The organism is Pseudomonas rustica, assembly GCF_049959085.1.
Taxonomy (GTDB): Bacteria; Pseudomonadota; Gammaproteobacteria; order Pseudomonadales; family Pseudomonadaceae; genus Aquipseudomonas; species Aquipseudomonas rustica.
Window position 1 is genome coordinate 3571990 of the sequence record NZ_CP188200.1, and the last position, 16948, is coordinate 3588937.

The 16948-nt window shown below is 60.3% G+C and carries 12 protein-coding genes; 7 read left to right on the forward strand and 5 right to left on the reverse strand.

Annotated elements, in window-relative coordinates; genetic code table 11:
* Positions 1–75: 75 nt before the first annotated feature.
* Positions 76–840 carry a GntR family transcriptional regulator gene (locus ACP3TY_RS16135; protein WP_426617982.1) on the reverse strand — a complete coding sequence of 255 codons (765 nt, stop codon included), beginning with the start codon at positions 838–840 and terminating at the stop codon, positions 76–78.
* Between the two features lie 336 nt (positions 841–1176).
* On the opposite strand from ACP3TY_RS16135, the gene ACP3TY_RS16140 reads away from it, so the two are divergent.
* A complete protein-coding gene (locus ACP3TY_RS16140; RefSeq protein ID WP_400651102.1) occupies positions 1177–2367 on the forward strand; it encodes a benzoate/H(+) symporter BenE family transporter in 1191 nt (396 codons plus the stop codon).
* Positions 2368–2502: 135 nt separating this feature from the next.
* Here the strand turns inward: ACP3TY_RS16140 and ACP3TY_RS16145 are convergent, their stop codons facing one another.
* A complete protein-coding gene (locus ACP3TY_RS16145) occupies positions 2503–2847 on the reverse strand; it encodes a YggL family protein (protein ID WP_007916365.1) in 345 nt (114 codons plus the stop codon).
* Between the two features lie 233 nt (positions 2848–3080).
* Between ACP3TY_RS16145 and dacB the strand changes: the two genes are divergently transcribed.
* Positions 3081–4541 carry a D-alanyl-D-alanine carboxypeptidase/D-alanyl-D-alanine endopeptidase gene (gene dacB, locus ACP3TY_RS16150; RefSeq protein ID WP_053118738.1) on the forward strand — a complete coding sequence of 487 codons (1461 nt, stop codon included), beginning with the start codon at positions 3081–3083 and terminating at the stop codon, positions 4539–4541.
* 182 nt (positions 4542–4723) lie between these two features.
* On the opposite strand, the gene ACP3TY_RS16155 is transcribed toward dacB, so the two are convergent.
* Both ACP3TY_RS16155 and rlmKL read right to left on the reverse strand, forming a co-directional pair.
* The gene (locus ACP3TY_RS16155) at positions 4724–7105 is read right to left on the reverse strand and encodes a sensor domain-containing diguanylate cyclase (protein ID WP_426617983.1); all 2382 of its coding nucleotides are present in this window, start codon (positions 7103–7105) and stop codon (positions 4724–4726) included.
* 145 nt (positions 7106–7250) lie between these two features.
* The gene (gene rlmKL / locus ACP3TY_RS16160) at positions 7251–9521 is read right to left on the reverse strand and encodes a bifunctional 23S rRNA (guanine(2069)-N(7))-methyltransferase RlmK/23S rRNA (guanine(2445)-N(2))-methyltransferase RlmL (protein WP_159815720.1); all 2271 of its coding nucleotides are present in this window, start codon (positions 9519–9521) and stop codon (positions 7251–7253) included.
* 532 nt (positions 9522–10053) lie between these two features.
* Here rlmKL and rmf point away from each other — a divergent pair.
* Positions 10054–10269 (forward strand): ribosome modulation factor, encoded by a 216-nt coding sequence (gene rmf / locus ACP3TY_RS16165; RefSeq protein ID WP_003223300.1) that lies wholly within the window; start codon positions 10054–10056, stop codon positions 10267–10269.
* A 264-nt stretch (positions 10270–10533) separates the two neighbouring features.
* Here the strand turns inward: rmf and ACP3TY_RS16170 are convergent, their stop codons facing one another.
* Positions 10534–11556, reverse strand: a complete 1023-nt coding sequence (locus tag ACP3TY_RS16170; RefSeq protein ID WP_212550392.1) for a quinone-dependent dihydroorotate dehydrogenase — start codon at positions 11554–11556, stop codon at positions 10534–10536.
* A 223-nt stretch (positions 11557–11779) separates the two neighbouring features.
* Here ACP3TY_RS16170 and ACP3TY_RS16175 point away from each other — a divergent pair, with 223 nt between their 5' ends.
* From ACP3TY_RS16175 to ACP3TY_RS16190, 4 genes are all read left to right on the forward strand, one after another.
* Positions 11780–12991 (forward strand): CmpA/NrtA family ABC transporter substrate-binding protein, encoded by a 1212-nt coding sequence (locus ACP3TY_RS16175; protein WP_426617984.1) that lies wholly within the window; start codon positions 11780–11782, stop codon positions 12989–12991.
* 14 nt (positions 12992–13005) lie between these two features.
* Positions 13006–13581: an ANTAR domain-containing response regulator gene (locus tag ACP3TY_RS16180; RefSeq protein WP_007916390.1), complete on the forward strand. Its 576-nt coding sequence runs from the start codon at positions 13006–13008 to the stop codon at positions 13579–13581.
* A 306-nt stretch (positions 13582–13887) separates the two neighbouring features.
* On the forward strand, positions 13888–15099 hold the full coding sequence (locus tag ACP3TY_RS16185) for a nitrate/nitrite transporter (protein WP_053118728.1): 1212 nt from the start codon (positions 13888–13890) through the stop codon (positions 15097–15099).
* Between the two features lie 7 nt (positions 15100–15106).
* The gene (locus ACP3TY_RS16190) at positions 15107–16777 is read left to right on the forward strand and encodes a protein kinase domain-containing protein (RefSeq protein WP_426617985.1); all 1671 of its coding nucleotides are present in this window, start codon (positions 15107–15109) and stop codon (positions 16775–16777) included.
* The last annotated feature ends 171 nt before the right edge of the window (positions 16778–16948 follow it).

The window sequence follows — 16948 nt, forward strand, 5'->3', positions numbered from 1 at the left end:
TCAAAAGATCGCAGCCTGCGGCAGCTCCTACATTGGATCGCACGCCCCTGTAGGAGCTGCCGAAGGCTGCGATCTTTAGACCTTTGCTGCAGGGCGCCCAGGCTTCTTGGTCTGCAACAAATGCGAGAACACCGCATGCAAATCATCCGACGCGCTTTCTTCGTCGAGGTTGAGCTTGCTGTCGATGTGATCCATGTGATGCATCATCAAACGCACCGCCAGATCGCCGTCGCGCTTTTCAATCGCGTCGATCAACTGGGTGTGTTCGTCGTAGGAACAGTGCGAACGGTTGCCGCTTTCATACTGGGCAATGATCAGCGATGTCTGCGACACCAGGCTGCGCTGGAAGCTGATCAACGGCGCGTTCATCGCCGCTTCCGCCAGTTTCAGGTGGAATTCGCCCGACAGACGAATACCGGCGCCGCGATCACCGCGCGAGAAGCTGTCGCGCTCATCGTTGACCATCTGGCGCAGTTCGGCGATCTGCTCGGCGGTGGCGTGTTGCACCGCCAGCTCAGTGATCGCGCGCTCGACCAGACGACGGGCGAGGAACACCTGACGCGCCTCCTCGACACTCGGGCTGGCGACGACGGCGCCACGGTTCGGCCGCAACAGCACGACGCCTTCATGGGCCAGACGCGACAGCGCGCGGCGAATGATGGTGCGGCTGACCCCAAAGATTTCCCCCAGCGCTTCTTCGCTCAACTTGGTGCCGGGCGCCAGACGCTGTTCGAGGATGGCCTCGAAGATATGCGCGTAGACAATATCGTCCTGGGTTCCGCTGCGGCCGGCTTTGCCTGCTCGCGGCTGTTTCTTGAGGGGTTGCAACTGTTCGTTCATGGGCACTCGAGTCGGGAGAACTGCGGCGAATAGACCGTGACTGTAATACGGCACAGTAGGTCGCTGGCAAGTATCGCGTAAAAAACACCGCGATTGTACACAATGGATGGTGGCAACACGACTGTACGGCTGTTTGTGAGTTCGGCTGTATTGCAACGATCCGTTACGATTGAGTTTAGGCTTGATCCCGAAATCCGCCGCCCGTCTCTATCTCAATGTAGGAGCTGCCGAAGGCTGCGATCTTTTGATTTTGATTTTCTAGAAGAAAGATCAAAAGATCGCAGCCTTCGGCAGCTCCTACAGGGGAATACTATCTGTAGAAGGAACACCGCCGTCATGAACGACGCCACGCACACTCAGCTCCGCCCCCTGGCCGACACTTCGCCGTCGGCGATCGTCGCCGGTTTCATCGCGATGATGACCGGCTACACCAGCTCCCTGGTGCTGATGTTCCAGGCCGGGCAAGCGGCGGGCCTGACCAGCGGGCAGATTTCTTCGTGGATCTGGGCGATTTCGATCGGCATGGCAGTGTGTTCGATCGGCCTGTCGCTGCGCTATCGCACGCCAATCACCATAGCCTGGTCGACGCCCGGCGCGGCACTGCTGATCACCAGTCTGGGTGGCGTCAGTTACGGCGAAGCCATTGGCGCCTACATCACTTGCGCGGTGCTGGTGATCATTTGCGGGCTGACCGGCAGCTTCGAACGGCTGGTGAAAAAGATCCCGGCATCCCTGGCGGCGGCGTTGTTGGCGGGGATTCTGTTCAAGATCGGCAGCGAAATCTTCGTCGCCGCACAGCACCGCACGGGTTTGGTGCTGGGGATGTTCTTCACTTATTTAGTGGTCAAGCGCCTGTCGCCGCGTTATGCCGTGCTCGCTGCACTGCTGATCGGCACCGCGCTGTCGGGCTTCATGGGATTGCTGGATTTCAGCGGTTTTCATCTGGAAGTGGCGACGCCCGTGTGGACGACGCCGCATTTCTCGCTGGCGGCGACCATCAGCATCGGCATCCCGCTGTTCGTGGTGGCGATGACCTCGCAGAACATGCCCGGCATCGCCGTTTTACGCGCCGATGGCTACACCGTCCCCGCCTCGCCACTGATCACCACCACCGGCATCGCCTCGCTGTTGCTGGCACCGTTTGGCTCCCACGGCATCAACCTCGCGGCGATCAGCGCGGCGATTTGCACCGGGCCGCACGCCCATGAAGATCGCAACAAGCGCTACACGGCGGCGGTGTGGTGCGGGATTTTCTACGGGATTGCCGGGGTGTTCGGCGCGACATTGGCCGCGTTGTTTGCAGCGTTGCCGAAAGAATTGGTGTTGTCGATTGCCGCGCTGGCACTGTTTGGCTCGATCATCAATGGTTTGAGCATTGCGATGACTGAGGTGAAGGAACGGGAAGCGGCGCTGATTACCTTTATGGTCACGGCGTCGGGGTTGACGCTGTTTTCCATCGGGTCGGCGTTTTGGGGGATTGTTGCGGGGGTGCTGACGCTGCTGATTTTGAACTGGCGCAAAGCTTAAAAGCAAAGATCGCAGCCTTCGGCAGCTCCTACAGGAGATCGCGCTCCCCTGTAGGAGCTGTCGAGTGAAACGAGGCTGCGATCTTTTGATCGACGAAAAAAAACGGCGACCCTCAGGTCGCCGTTTTTTTCAGTATCACTTAGCCGCGTTGATCGGCTTTTCCGGATACCAAACGTCCAGCAACGGGCTGACTTCATACTTGGTCAGCTCGGAGCGGGTTTTCAGCCAGGCTTCAACGGCAGCGCGCTGCTCTTCGTTGACCGAGCCACGCTTCTGCAGGCAAACCAGACCGAAGTCGTCGCCGCCAACATAACCCAGACCGTTGGCTTCCATGGCTTCTTTGATGAATGCTTCGAGGAAAGCGTCAATGGCTTCTTCGGACAAGTCTTCTTTGAAGTCCAGGTTCAGTTCGAAACCCAGCTCTTGAAATTCATCAACGCACAGTTTTTTGCGCAGACGCTGGGAACGGTTAGTCGCCATTGGAACAATCCTCTTAAGTAAATACGGCGGGCACTTTACCAGTTTCAGCAATCGTTTGCCCGCCTCTCTGGACACAGAGGCCGACCGCCTGTAAAAAAATCAATGAATCGCCACCCCGAGGAAGCCACAATCGGTTACACCTTGGGGCATAATGCCGACACTTTCGTGACCACTGAGGACCTTTTCATCCATGTCCTCGTCTTTTTCCCCTCGGCTGTAGGGTTTTATTTCATATGATCAAATCGTTGCGTCCACTGTTTCTCGCCGGCCTTCTTCTGCCTCTGGCCCTGCCTGTTTCCGCTGCCACCATCAATACTTCCCTCACCCCGAACGTCGAAAAAGCCCTCAAGGCGAGCAAATTGCAACCTAGCGCCCTGTCGCTGGTGATGGTGCCGCTCGACGGGCCGGGCACGGCGACCGTGTTCAACGCCGACGTGTCGGTCAATCCGGCCTCGACCATGAAACTGGTGACCACCTACGCGGCGCTAGAAATGCTCGGCCCCAATCATCAGTGGAAAACCGAGTTCTACACCGACGGCACACTGAGCGGCGGCATTCTCAACGGCAACCTCTACCTCAAGGGTGGCGGCGATCCGAAGTTGAACATGGAAAAACTCTGGCTGCTGATGCGCGACCTGCGCGCCAACGGCGTGACGCAGATCACCGGTGATCTGGTGCTCGACCGCAACTTCTTTATCCAGCCGCAACTGCCGGAATTCAACGATGACGGCAATGATGAGAACAAGCCGTTCCTGGTCAAGCCGGACTCGCTGCTGGTCAACCTCAAAGCCCTGCGCTTTGTCGCGCGCAACGACGGTGGCCGCGTACTGATCTCGGTCGAGCCGCCGATTGCCAGCATCCACATCGAAAACACCGTCAAAGCCCTGCCGTCGAAGCAATGCACCGGCGGCGTGCGCTACAACCCGGTGCCGCAAGCCGATGGCAGCGTGACCGTGACTGTTGGCGGCCAGTTGGGCGAAGGCTGCAGCTCGCAGACTTATCTGTCGCTGCTCGACCACGCGACTTACACCGCCGGCGCCGTGCGCGCGATCTGGAAAGAACTGGGCGGCAGCATTCAGGGCCGCGATCGCCTGGCGACCACGCCAAGCAACGCCAAACTGCTGGCTCGCGCTTATTCGCCGGATCTGGCCGAGATCATTCGCGACATCAACAAATACAGTAACAACACCATGGCCCAGCAGCTGTTCCTGAGCCTCGGCCAGAAATTCCGCAACGACGCCGACGGCGATGATGCCAAGGCTGGGCAACGCGTTGTCCGTCAGTGGCTGGCGAAGAAAGGCATCACCGCGCCGCACCTGGTGATGGAGAACGGCTCCGGCCTGTCCCGCGCTGAACGCGTCAGCGCCCGTGAAATGGCAAACATGCTGCAAGCCGCGTGGCACAGCCCGTATGCCGCTGAATACATCAGCTCGCTGCCGATCGCTGGCACCGACGGCACCATGCGTAAACGCCTGAAAACCACCGCAATGCGCGGCGAAGCGCACGTCAAGACCGGCACCTTGAACACCGTGCGGGCGATTGCCGGCTTCAGCCGTGACGTCAATGGCAATACCTGGGCGGTGGTGGCGATCCTCAACGACAAAGCCCCGTTTGGCGCCTCGTCAGTGCTCGATCAGGTGCTGCTGGATCTGTATCGCCAGCCGAAGCTGCCGCAGACTGCGTCAGTGCTCTAAAAGCAAAAGATCGCAGCCTTCGGCAGCTCCTACAGGTGAACATGTAGGAGCTGCCGAAGGCTGCGATCTTTTGATCTTCTGTAGGAGCAAGGCTCGCCCGCGAAGGCGTCGTATCAGTCAATGAAGTGGGTGACTGAACTGACGCTTTCGCGGGCGAGCCTTGCTCCTACAAGGGTTTGGCGTTAGCTCATCTGTTCGACGCGATCGCGGCCGCCCTGTTTTGCCGCGTACACGCCGGAATCCGCGCGCAGCAGCAGCGCATCCGCGCCCTCTCCCGTGCGCCAACTGGCGATGCCGAAACTCGCTGTGACTACGCCGACCACATCCACCGGCGCGCCCCGCAAGCCCTGCCACAGCTCAACCGCCAGCATGTGCGCGTGCTCGCCGTCGATGTCCGGGCACAGCACCATGAATTCCTCGCCGCCCAAACGGCAGAACACATCGGTGCGCCGCAACCGGTGGCCAATGCGTTCGCACACCGCCTGCAAAACCCGATCGCCCACGGCATGCCCGTACTGGTCGTTGATGCGTTTGAAGTGGTCGATGTCGAGCATGATCACCGACAACTCGCCGCCGCCACGCTCGACCCGAGCCATTTCAGTGGTCAGGCGTTCCTGGAAATAACGGCGGTTATGAATGCCGGTCAGCGAGTCCGTCACCGACAGCGCACGCAGTTCTTCCTCGACGCGTTTGAGGTCGGAAATGTCGGAGATGTAGCCATGCCACAACACTCCGCCGCCCGGCAGCTCTTCCGGCGTCGCCTCGCCGCGCACCCAACGCAGGCCGCGCTCGGGCAGTTGCACGCGGTATTCCTCGCGCCACGGGCTGAGGTTGTCCGCCGACTCACGGATCGAAGCGCGCACCCGCGTGGTGTCCTGCGGATGAATGCGGGTGAAGATCGCCTCGGCATTCAGTAGCAACACATCCGGCTCCAGCTCGTAGATCTCACGAATGCCGTCGCTGGCGTAGATCACGCTGAAGCGCCCGTCGAATTCCATCTTGAACTGGTAAATGCCGCCGGGTACATGGGCGCTGAGTTTCTTCAGCAACACATCCCGTGCCGCCAGCGCCTCGTGCACACGCTTGCGCTCGGTGATGTCGATGCAGATCGCCAGATGCCCGACCCAAAGCCCCTGCTCGTCGAGCACCGGGGTGGCGAGCATGTTCACTGGCAGATGACTGCCATCGCTGCGCACCAACGTCCACTCGCGCGCTTCATGACCACCGACTTCGCCGCCCTCAACCAGCATCGCGTGGCAAGTCGGAATGCTTTTGCCGTAACGCGCGCTCAACTCCGCCGAACGTGTGGCGAGTTCTCGCGGCAGATGCAGGTTTTCCAGGGTCATGTGGCCGATAACGTCAGCGCTGCTGTAACCGAGCATTTGCTCGGCGCCGGGATTAAACGTGCTGATCACGCCGCGCAGGTCGGTGGCGATGATTGCCACTTGTGTCGCCGCGTTAAGCACCCCGCGCAACTGACCATGGGTGCCGCGCAATTCCTGTTCGCTGGCGTGTAGTTCCTCGGTGCGTTGCTCGACCATGCGCACCGCGCGCTGACGCTGACTGACCAGCACATACAGCAGCGCACTGAGCAAAACGCTGAGCAGTCCACCGAGAATCACGATGCTGCCAACCGACGAATGGTTGGCCTGCATAAACGCTTCGCTCGGCAGGATATCGACCTGATAGTCGTGATCGGCCATTCGCAACAGGCGAGTCGCAGACAAGTCACTCGGCGCCGGCTCATTGGTCGATTCGAACAACACTTCGTGCTGATCATTGGTCGACAGATCGGTAATGCGCACCGACAGATAGTCATGAAATGCGTCCGGCAAGCCGTCGGCGAGCAGCTGGCGCATGCTGATCACCGCCGCGACATAACCGAACGACTGCTGCTCACCCTCATGGATCACGGGAGCCACCAAAAGCACCCCGCGCGCGTAGGAAGGTTCGGTGCTGACCAGGTGCAACGGTTGCGACACCGCCAGATTGTTCAACTGATCGGCACGCATCAGCGTGTCACGGCGCATCGGTTGCGCGAGCAAGTCGTAACCCAACGGCGAGCCGAGCTTGCTCTGGGTCTGGCTGTACAGCACCGGCACGTATTCATCGCGGGAAGCGGCCAGTTGCAGTTCGCCACGGGCATTCAGTTCGCGAATGGTGAAATCGCCCAAGCCGTCATCCCGCACGCGCTGCTCAAACGTCGCGCGCTCGGCGCCACTGACCTTGAGGGCGAACGAATAGGCTTGAGTACGCAGTAACAGAGGTTGGGTGTAACCGTCGAATTCGGCGCGGGACACCGATTCAGAATTGGAGAAGAAACGGCGCAGACCGTCGAGGCGTTGCTCTTGATCTTCAAAGCGTTCTTCGATGCGGCTGTAACGTTCATTGGTCAGCAGTTGGAAACGCTGACGCAATTGCTGGTGAAATTCGTTGAGGGTGGCCCAGGCGAGCAGCCCCGTGAGAATCCCGCCGGCGAGCAATACCAGCAGCGCGACCAGCCAGGCCGAGACTTCTTCGCTGATAAAACCCAGTATCTTCGGGCGCACGGGGTGCAACGACATAAGGACAACTCACTACGCCAATGTTCCGGGAAAAACCCCTTGGCCATGGGTTGAGTTATAGCTATTAGCCATTAATTTGGCTAGCGCTGACTGGATCCAAGAGCCTTTAAAAATCAAGGCTCTGTGGATCCAGTCTGGCGAAGCGTCAACGAGCCGTTATTTTCCAGGCGCGGTGGATCTTGGTGTTGCGGGCAAAATCCGGATCAATGGTCTGTGCGCTGATTTCCTCGACCGCGTAACGCTCGGTCAGGTTCTCTTCTAACTGGAACTTGCGGAAGTTGTTCGAGAAGTACAACACGCCGCCCGGCGCCAGACGCGCCATGGCCAGGTCGATCAACTGCACCTGATCACGCTGCACGTCGAAGATGCCTTCCATACGCTTGGAGTTGGAGAAGGTCGGCGGATCGATGAAGATCAAGTCGTACTCTTCACGGCAGCTCTCCAGCCAGACCATCACGTCGCCCTGCTCCAGTCGGTTCTTGTCCGAGAAGCCGTTCAGCGACAGGTTGCGGCGCGCCCAGTCGAGGTAGGTTTTCGACAGGTCGACGCTGGTGGTGCTGCGCGCGCCGCCCTTGGCTGCGTGCACGCTGGCGGTCGCGGTGTAGCAATACAGATTGAGGAAACGCTTGCCCTCGGCCTCTTTCTGAATGCGCATGCGGATTGGGCGGTGATCAAGGAACAGGCCGGTGTCGAGGTAGTCGGTGAGGTTGACCAGCAACTTCACGCCGCCCTCGGTGACTTCATTGAACTTGCCCTGCGCGCTCTGACGCTCGTACTGCTTGGTGCCGCTCTGGCGCTCGCGGCGTTTGACCACCACGCGGCTCTTGTCGACGTTCAGCGCCTGCGGAATCGCCGCCAGCGCATCGAACATGCGTGCCGAGGCTTTTTCCGGATCGATCGACTTCGGCGCGGCGTATTCCTGCACATGCACCCAGTCGTGATACAGATCGATCGCCATCGCGTACTCAGGCATGTCGGCATCGTAGACGCGGTAGCAATCGATGCCTTCGCGCTTGACCCACTTGCTCATCGCCTTGAGATTTTTTTGCAGACGGTTGGCAAACATCTGCCCGCCTTCGCTCAAGCGCGGCTGCTCGATCACCGGTGCCGGGGCTGGCGTCGGTTTGATCGGGTTGCCGTTCTTGTTGAACTTGCGCTCTTGCGGCTCGTCCGGGGTTTGATCGTAAGCCGCTTGCTCACGCTCGGCCTGACGCTGTTCCGGCGTACGACGCTCGCCAGTGACGAACTGATCCGGAGTGACCTTGATCAGCAACAGCTTGCACGGCAACGCGCCGTTCCAGAACGAATACTGTTTGTGGCTGCGGATGCCCATGCGCTTGCCGAGATCCGGCGCGCCGGTGAACACCGCTGCTTCCCAGTTCAGGCAAGCCTGACGCAGACGCTCGCCGAGGTTCTGGTAGAGGTACAACAGGCTGGCTTCGTCACCGAGACGCTCGCCGTACGGCGGGTTGCAGATGACCAGACCTTTCTGGTTCTGATCCGGACGCGGCTCGAAAGTGGCGACTTCGCCTTGGTAGATCTTGATCCACTCGCTCAGACCGGCACGCTCAACGTTGTTGCGACCCGGTTGAATCAAACGTGGATCGGCTTCGTAACCGCGAATCCACAGCGGTGGCTTGGCCAGACCGGCAGCGGCGCGTTCAGCAGCTTCTTCATGCAGTTTTTTCCACAGCGCTGGCACGTGACCGAGCCAGGCAGTGAAACCCCACTGCTCACGACGCAGGTTCGGCGCCATATCGGCGGCGATCATCCCCGCTTCGACGAGGAACGTACCGACACCGCACATCGGGTCAGCCAGCGCGCCGCCTTCGGCCGCAATGCGTGGCCAGCCGGAACGGATCAGGATCGCTGCCGCGAGGTTTTCCTTCAGCGGCGCCGCGCCCTGCTGCAAGCGATAGCCGCGCTGGTGCAGGCTGTGGCCGGAGAGGTCGAGGGAGAGAATCGCTTCGCCGCGATCCAGACGCAGGTGAATGCGCAGATCCGGATTGAGCTTGTCGATCGACGGACGGTCGCCCTGCGGCGTGCGCAGTTTGTCGACGATGGCATCTTTGACCTTCAGCGCGCCGAAGTGGGTGTTGTCGATGCCCGAGCCGTGGCCGCTGAATTCGACGGCCAGGGTGCCGTCGCTGAGCATGTGATCCTGCCACTCGACGTCGAGGACGCCGTGGTACAGATCTTCGGCGTCCTTCATCGGGAAGCGTTTGAGCACCAGCAACACGCGGTTGGCCAGACGCGACCAGAGGCACAGGCGATAAGCGGTTTCCATGGTCGCCATGCCACGCACGGCGGAGGTGTGCTCGCGCGCTTCTTCAAGGCCAAGCCCGACGGCTTCCTCGATGAGCAGGCCTTCAAGGCCTTTAGGGCAAGTGAGGAAGAGTTCGAAACTGTCGGACATGGTATTTCCAAAGCCTTTGGCTAGTGAATCGGCAACGCATTGCCGATCCGGTTTTCAATCAGGCGCTTTTCTAAAAGAACGCCCGCGTGGCACGAAGGTGTGCCGTTCCATCCCCGCTGCTCGGGTTAAAAGAGCTTAGATGCAAGGACAGATAAAAAAGTTGGAGTAACAAAAAGTCTTAAAGCGACCCTTCGTCGAATAGTACCCCAGCGCAAACGTGGGTCATTCTCACTAAAGAATTAAGCCCATCATCCAGCGCGGGGCCGATCATACCGGGGTTTGCTCAATAAACGTTCAATAAATACGCGGTTACTTATCGCTATAGCACCCTTTTCGTTACGTCCTTATGACAAAACGGTCATTCCATCGCTGTGACTCATTGGTTAGAACTGACCACAGGTTGACGTCGCAACGGCGTCAACACCTTGGCTCGCCACGCCGGCAGCGAGCCGCACCACGGCAGAGTTTTTTCTGCCAGACCTCGATTGAGGTCGACGCGACACAAACAGTCAACAAGTGAGGGCAACACCCTATGAGAAGACTTAAGCGTGATCCGTTGGAAAGAGCATTTTTGCGCGGATATCAATATGGCGTTGGTGGCAAATCCCGTGAGCTTTGCCCATTTACTCTACCGTCGGTACGTCAAGCCTGGATTAACGGCTGGCGAGAAGGACGCGGCGACAACTGGGACGGTATGACCGGCACTGCGGGAATCCACAGACTCAACGAACTTCACGCCGTCGGCTGACACAGGGCACTTACTCCGACACGACAATCTGAATTTGTAACGACTTACCATGCACGTCCTTCCCGGACGGCGGGCTACGGCCCAGGGGCTCCTTCGAGGAGCCCTTTTTTATGCCTGCAGAATCGACGGCACCCACCTTTCGATTGGCGGGCAACTACCCCTGTAGGAGCTGCCGAAGGCTGCGATCTTTTGATCTTGATCTTAAAAACAGGATCAAAAGATCGCAGCCTTCGGCAGCTCCTACATTGACCGTATCGGGTCGGGTTATTTGCGCAGGGCGGCGATTGCGTCTACGGATTCACGGATCAGCGCCGGGCCTTTATAGATGAAGCCCGAGTAAATCTGCACCAGGCTCGCACCCGCGAGAATCTTCTCCGCCGCATGCTTGCCTTCGGTAATCCCGCCAGCAGCAATAATCGGCAACCGCCCAGCCAACTCGCCCGCCAGCACTTTCACCGTATTGGTGCTCTTCTCACGCACCGGCGCGCCAGACAAACCGCCCGCCTCGTCGCCATGTTCCATGCCTTCAACGCCGACACGGCTCAGGGTGGTGTTGGTCGCGATCACCGCGTCCATCCCGGTGTCGATCAGCGCCTGCGCCACCTGCGCGGTTTCTTCGTCGGTCATGTCCGGCGCGATCTTGATCGCCAGCGGCACATGCTTGCCATGACGCAACGCCAGTTCGGCACGGCGCGTGGCCAGATCGGCGAGCAACTGCTTGAGCGAATCACCGAACTGCAAGCTGCGCAGGCCCGGGGTATTCGGCGAGCTGACGTTGACGGTCACGTAGCTGGCGTGGGCGTAGACCTTGTCCAGGCAGATCAGGTAATCATCGACCGCACGCTCAACCGGCGTGTCGAAGTTCTTGCCGATGTTGATGCCCAGCACGCCTTTGTATTTCGCCGCCGCAACGCGCGCCAGCAGGTTATCGACACCGAGGTTGTTGAAACCCATGCGATTGATGATCGCCTCGGCTTCCGGCAGACGGAAAATCCGTGGTTTCGGGTTGCCCGGCTGTGGACGCGGGGTCACGGTGCCGATTTCGACAAAACCGAAACCCAGTTGCGCGAAGCCATCGATGGCTGCGCCGTTCTTGTCCAGACCGGCCGCCAAACCCACCGGGTTGGGGAATTCCAGGCCCATGACCGTCACCGGGACTTTTGCCGGCGCTTTGCACAGCAGGCCGTTGAGGCCCAAACGTCCGCCCGCGCCGATCAGATCCAGCGACAGATCGTGGGAGGTTTCCGGGGAAAGTTTGAACAACATCTGACGGGCCAGGGTGTACATGGGCGGCTTTGACTCGGGCGGCGAAAAGAGGCGGCGATTATAGCCGGGCATCGCCCCACCGCGCGAGGCGCACGCGCAAATCGCGGCGAGTGGCATATGCCTTGCACCGCCATCGTTATCAGCTTGCAGGCCAATGGCGGCGTGCGGGCAAGGACAATGGCGTCGTCCCGGGTTTTGCCTGCGCAAAGTCCGCGGCGGCGTTTTTTTTTCGAGGTAGCGTTGGATGAATGAACCTTCGGTAGGGCCGCTGGCCTGGGTCAACGGCAGCGATGCCCCGGAAAAAACCGCGATCAACCTCGGCTTCATGGCCCTGAGCGATTGCGCCTCGGTGGTGGTCGCGGCCACGCAAGGCTTTGCTCAGCCTTACGGATTGACCCTGAACCTCAAGCGCCAGACCTCTTGGGCAGGTTTGCGCGACAAACTGGTCAGCGGCGAACTCGATGCCGCGCACAGTTTGTACGGGCTGATTTACGCGGTGCACCTGGGCATCGGCGGTGTCGCGCCGACCGACATGGCGGTGCTGATGGGCCTCAATCAAAACGGCCAGAGCCTGAATCTTTCACACGGTTTGCAGAACCTCGGCGTGACCAGTCCTGACGCGCTGGATCGCCACGTGCACCAAAGCCGCGCAAAACTCACCTTCGCCCAGACCTTCCCCACCGGCACCCACGCGATGTGGCTTTATTACTGGCTGGCGAGTCAGGGCATTCATCCGCTGCAGGATGTCGACAGCGTGGTGGTGCCGCCGCCGCAAATGGTCGCGCACTTGCAAGCCGGGCGCATCGACGGTTTTTGCGTAGGCGAACCGTGGGCCGCCAGCGCGGTGCAGCAGGATCTCGGCTTCACCCTCGCCACCAGCCAGACCATCTGGCCCGATCACCCGGAAAAAGTCCTCGGCTGCACCCGCGAATTCGTCGATCAGTACCCGAACACCGCGCGCGCGTTGGTGATGGCGATACTTGAAGCCAGCCGTTTCATCGAAGAGAGCCCAGAAAACCGCCGCAGCACCGCGCAATTGCTTAGCGCGCCGGAATACCTCGACGCGCCAGTTGCGTGCATCGAACCGCGTTTTCTCGGTGATTACGCCGATGGCCTCGGCAACCGCTGGCAGGATCCGCATGCGCTGCGTTTCCACGGCCATGGCGAGGTGAATTTGCCGTACTTGTCCGACGGTATGTGGTTCATGACCCAGTTCCGTCGTTGGGGTTTGCTGCGCGAGGATCCGGATTACCTCGCCGTCGCCCGTCAGGTTCAGCAGCTCGATCTGTATCGCGACGCTGCCACCGCAGTCGGCGTCGCCGCGTGGGGCACCGACATGCGCAGCAGCCAGTTGATCGACGGCAAAATCTGGGACGGCAGCGACCCGGCCGCTTATGCGCGCAGCTTCAAACTGCACGCCATGAGCGACGACTCAGCCCTTCTCGCCCGCCGCTGACAGGAGACGCGAACATGTTGCGCATTCTGCTGATCAACGACACCGCGAAAAAAGTCGGACGTCTGAAAGCGGCGCTGACCGAAGCCGGTTTTGAAGTCATCGACGAATCAGGCCTGACCATCGACCTGCCCGCGCGCGTCGAAACGGTGCGCCCGGACGTGATCCTGATCGATACCGAGTCACCGAGCCGCGATGTCATGGAACAAGTGGTGCTGGTCAGCCGCGACCAGCCTCGGCCGATCGTGATGTTTACCGACGAACATGACCCGGGGGTGATGCGTCAGGCGATCAAATCCGGGGTCAGTGCCTACATCGTCGAAGGCATTCACGCCCAGCGGTTGCAGCCGATTCTCGATGTGGCGATGGCGCGTTTCGAGAGTGATCAGGCGTTGCGCGCGCAGTTGCAGGCACGGGATCAGCAATTGGCTGAGCGCAAGCGGATTGAACTGGCCAAGGGCTTGTTGATGAAGATGAAGGACTGCAATGAGGAAGAGGCGTACACGCTGATGCGGCGCCAGGCGATGAGCCGGCAGCAGAAGCTGATTCAAGTGGCCGAACAAATCATAGCCATGAGTGAGTTGCTCGGCTGAATCAAGATCAAAGGATCGCAGCCTTCGGCAGCTTCTACAGGAGACTGCATTCCCCCGTAGGAGCTGCCGAAGGCTGCGATCGTTTGATCCTTGGCACAAATCTCGCTATGTAAAACTCAAAGGTAACCAACGGCGGTTGCCCCACCCACGACAAAGACGTCGCTCACCCGTTCGCCCCACCCGGCGCAGCAGGTAGCGGCGTTTTTGCGTTTTGGCCCCACAGACCGGGGCCGGTGGTGCGGCCGTGCGGCGCCCCACCTGCTGTTGCATGACTCCTTTCGAGACTCTTTTCAGCTGAGGTGCGCGATGAATTCAAGCTTCTGGAAATCCGGCCACACCCCGACATTGTTCGCGGCCTTCCTCTATTTCGACCTGAGTTTCATGGTCTGGTATCTGCTCGGCCCTTTGGCGGTGCAGATCGCCGCCGACCTGCACCTGACTACACAACAACGCGGCCTCGTCGTCGCCACGCCAATCCTCGCCGGTGCGGTACTGCGCTTCATCATGGGCATGCTCGCCGATCGACTGTCGCCGAAAACCGCCGGGCTGATTGGCCAGGTCATCGTCATCTGCGCACTGTTCGGGGCCTGGAAAATCGGCATTCACAGTTACGAACAAGCGCTGATCCTCGGCCTGTTTCTCGGTATGGCCGGCGCTTCGTTTGCCGTTGCCCTGCCGCTGGCCTCGCAATGGTATCCGCCGCAACATCAGGGCAAAGCCATGGGCATCGCTGGCGCGGGCAACTCCGGCACCGTGTTCGCCGCGCTGCTCGCCCCGGTGCTCGCCGCCGCTTACGGCTGGAGCAATGTTTTCGGCTTCGCCTTGATTCCGCTGATCCTGACGCTGGTGCTGTTCGCCTGGCTGGCGAAAAACGCGCCGGAACGGCCAAAAGCCAAAGCCATGACCGACTACTTCAAAGCCCTCGGCGACCGCGACAGTTGGTGGTTCATGTTCTTCTACAGCGTCACCTTCGGCGGCTTTATCGGCTTGGCCAGCGCCCTGCCCGGCTATTTCAACGATCAATACGGTTTGAGCCCGGTGACCGCTGGTTACTACACCGCCGCTTGCGTGTTCGGCGGCAGTTTGATGCGCCCATTGGGTGGCGCCCTGGCTGACCGTTTCGGCGGCATCCGCACTCTGTTGGCGATGTACACCGTCGCTGCGATCTGCATCGCTGCCGTCGGCTTCAACCTGCCAAGTTCCTACGCGGCGCTGGCCCTTTTCGTCTGCACCATGCTCGGTTTGGGGGCAGGCAACGGTGCGGTTTTCCAACTGGTGCCGCAGCGTTTTCGTCTGGAAATCGGCGTGATGACCGGGCTGATCGGCATGGCCGGCGGCATTGGTGGTTTCGCCTTGGCGGCGGGCATGGGTGCGATCAAGCAGAGCACCGGCAGCTACCAACTGGCGCTGTGGTTGTTCGCCAGCCTTGGCGTGTTGGCGTGGTTTGGCCTGCACGGCGTCAAGCGTCGCTGGAGAACCACTTGGGGTTCGGCAGCGGTGACGGCGGCGCGGGTTTGAAGCGTCGATGGCCCTGCAACTGAGTTTCGCCGAAGCCAGCGCCACCGGGCCGCGCACGGAGAATCAGGACGCTGTGCGCCTGGTCACGCCGGCCCCGGCGCTGGCGGCGAGCAAGGGTTACCTGTTCGCCATCGCCGACGGCGTCAGCCAATGCGCCGATGGCGGCCTCGCCGCGCGCTCGACCTTGCAGGCCTTGGCGCTCGACTATTACGCCACCCCGGAAACCTGGAGCGTGGCGCAGGCCCTCGACCGCTTGCTGCTCGCACAAAATCGCTGGTTGCAGGCCAATGGCGGTGGGCAGCCGTTACTCACCACTGTCAGTGCTTTGGTCATGCGCGGTCGGCGCTTTACCCTCGCCCATGTAGGAGATTGCCGGGTATACCGCTGGCACGCCGACGCGTTGCAGCGCATCAGCGAGGATCACGTCTGGGAGCAGCCGGGCATGCAGCATGTGCTCAAGCGTGCGCTCGGGCTGGATCAACATTTGGTGCTGGATTTTCTCGACGGTGAATTGCGTGACGGCGAAAGCTTTTTACTGCTCAGTGATGGCGTCTGGTCAACCCTGGGCGATACCGCGATTGCGGCGATCCTGCGTGATCAGCCGGATCTGCACCGCGCGGCGCAAACATTGGTCAACGCCGCGCATCTGGCCGGCAGTCAGGACAACGCCAGCGCTTTGCTGGTGCGGGTCGATGCGGTTGGCGAGGCGAGTTTTGGCGATGCACTGATGCATTTGCAGCAATGGCCACTGCCGCCGCCGCTGAAACCTGGCCAGTTGTTTGAAGGCTGGCAGGTGCAAGGCATCGTCGCGCAGAGCCAGCAATCGTTGCTGTATCGCGCGCTTGATAGCCAAGGTCAAACGTGGCTGTTGAAAACCCTGCCCACACGTTCCGCTGATGATTCCTGTGCCGGGCAAGCGCTGTTGTCCGAGGAATGGTTTCTGAAACGTGTGGCCGGACGGCATTTTCCTGAAGTCCATGCGTGCAATCAGCGTCAGCATTTGTACTACGTAATGCGGGAATATTCCGGCAAGACGCTGGCGCAGGTTTTTCAAAAAAACGGGGCGTTACCGTTGGCGCAGTGGCAAGACATTGCCGAACGCCTGCTGCGTGCAGTCGGGCTGCTGCATCGGCGGCAGATTCTGCATCGGGACATCAAACCGGAGAATCTGCATTGGGGGGATGACGGTGAACTGCGGCTGCTGGATTTTGGCCTGGCGTATTGCCCGGGACTGTCCGAAGACGCACCGTCGACGTTGCCGGGGACGCCGAGTTATATCGCCCCGGAAGGCTTTCGCGGTGATCCGCCGAGTGCGCAGCAGGACTTGTACGCGGTGGGCGTGACCTTGTATTTCCTGCTTACGGGGCATTTTCCTTATGGCGAGATCGAAGCGTTTCAGCGGCCGCGTTTTGGACTGGCGGTGAGTGCCGGTCGTTATCGACCGGATCTGCCGGAATGGCTGGCGCAGAGTCTGGAGCGCGGCGTAGCGGCTGATCCGCAGCAACGCTTTGAAACAGCGGAAGAATGGTTATTGGTGATGGAACAGGGCGAGCGACGCAGTTTGAGCGTGCGGCCTCGGCCGTTGCTGGAGCGCGAGCCGTTGAAGGTCTGGCGGACGATGGCGTTGCTGGCATTGCTCGGGAATCTGGTGTTGCTGGTGGTGTTATTTCATGGCTGACAGCGCGTCGCGCCATTCGCGAGCAGGCTCGCTCCCATAAGGGATTTCTGAACGACAAAGATCCACTGTGGGAGCGAGCCTGCTCGCGAAGGCGCCCGCCCGATCACTACAAATCCATCTACCTGAGCGCCCCACGAACGAGCAACCCGCCTCGATTCAGTGCAGAAAATC

Excerpts from the sequence above, each read along its gene's own strand:
- ACP3TY_RS16190 (WP_426617985.1), top strand. The coding sequence starts at position 15,107 with ATGGCCCTGCAACTGAGTTTCGCCGAAGCCAGCGCCACCGGGCCGCGC.
- ACP3TY_RS16135 (WP_426617982.1), bottom strand. The coding sequence starts at position 840 with ATGAACGAACAGTTGCAACCCCTCAAGAAACAGCCGCGAGCAGGCAAA.
- ACP3TY_RS16180 (WP_007916390.1), top strand. The coding sequence starts at position 13,006 with ATGTTGCGCATTCTGCTGATCAACGACACCGCGAAAAAAGTCGGACGT.
- ACP3TY_RS16140 (WP_400651102.1), top strand. The coding sequence starts at position 1,177 with ATGAACGACGCCACGCACACTCAGCTCCGCCCCCTGGCCGACACTTCG.
- rmf (WP_003223300.1), top strand. The coding sequence starts at position 10,054 with ATGAGAAGACTTAAGCGTGATCCGTTGGAAAGAGCATTTTTGCGCGGA.
- rlmKL (WP_159815720.1), bottom strand. The coding sequence starts at position 9,521 with ATGTCCGACAGTTTCGAACTCTTCCTCACTTGCCCTAAAGGCCTTGAA.
- ACP3TY_RS16175 (WP_426617984.1), top strand. The coding sequence starts at position 11,780 with ATGAATGAACCTTCGGTAGGGCCGCTGGCCTGGGTCAACGGCAGCGAT.
- ACP3TY_RS16145 (WP_007916365.1), bottom strand. The coding sequence starts at position 2,847 with ATGGCGACTAACCGTTCCCAGCGTCTGCGCAAAAAACTGTGCGTTGAT.
- dacB (WP_053118738.1), top strand. The coding sequence starts at position 3,081 with ATGATCAAATCGTTGCGTCCACTGTTTCTCGCCGGCCTTCTTCTGCCT.
- ACP3TY_RS16185 (WP_053118728.1), top strand. The coding sequence starts at position 13,888 with ATGAATTCAAGCTTCTGGAAATCCGGCCACACCCCGACATTGTTCGCG.
- ACP3TY_RS16155 (WP_426617983.1), bottom strand. The coding sequence starts at position 7,105 with ATGTCGTTGCACCCCGTGCGCCCGAAGATACTGGGTTTTATCAGCGAA.
- ACP3TY_RS16170 (WP_212550392.1), bottom strand. The coding sequence starts at position 11,556 with ATGTACACCCTGGCCCGTCAGATGTTGTTCAAACTTTCCCCGGAAACC.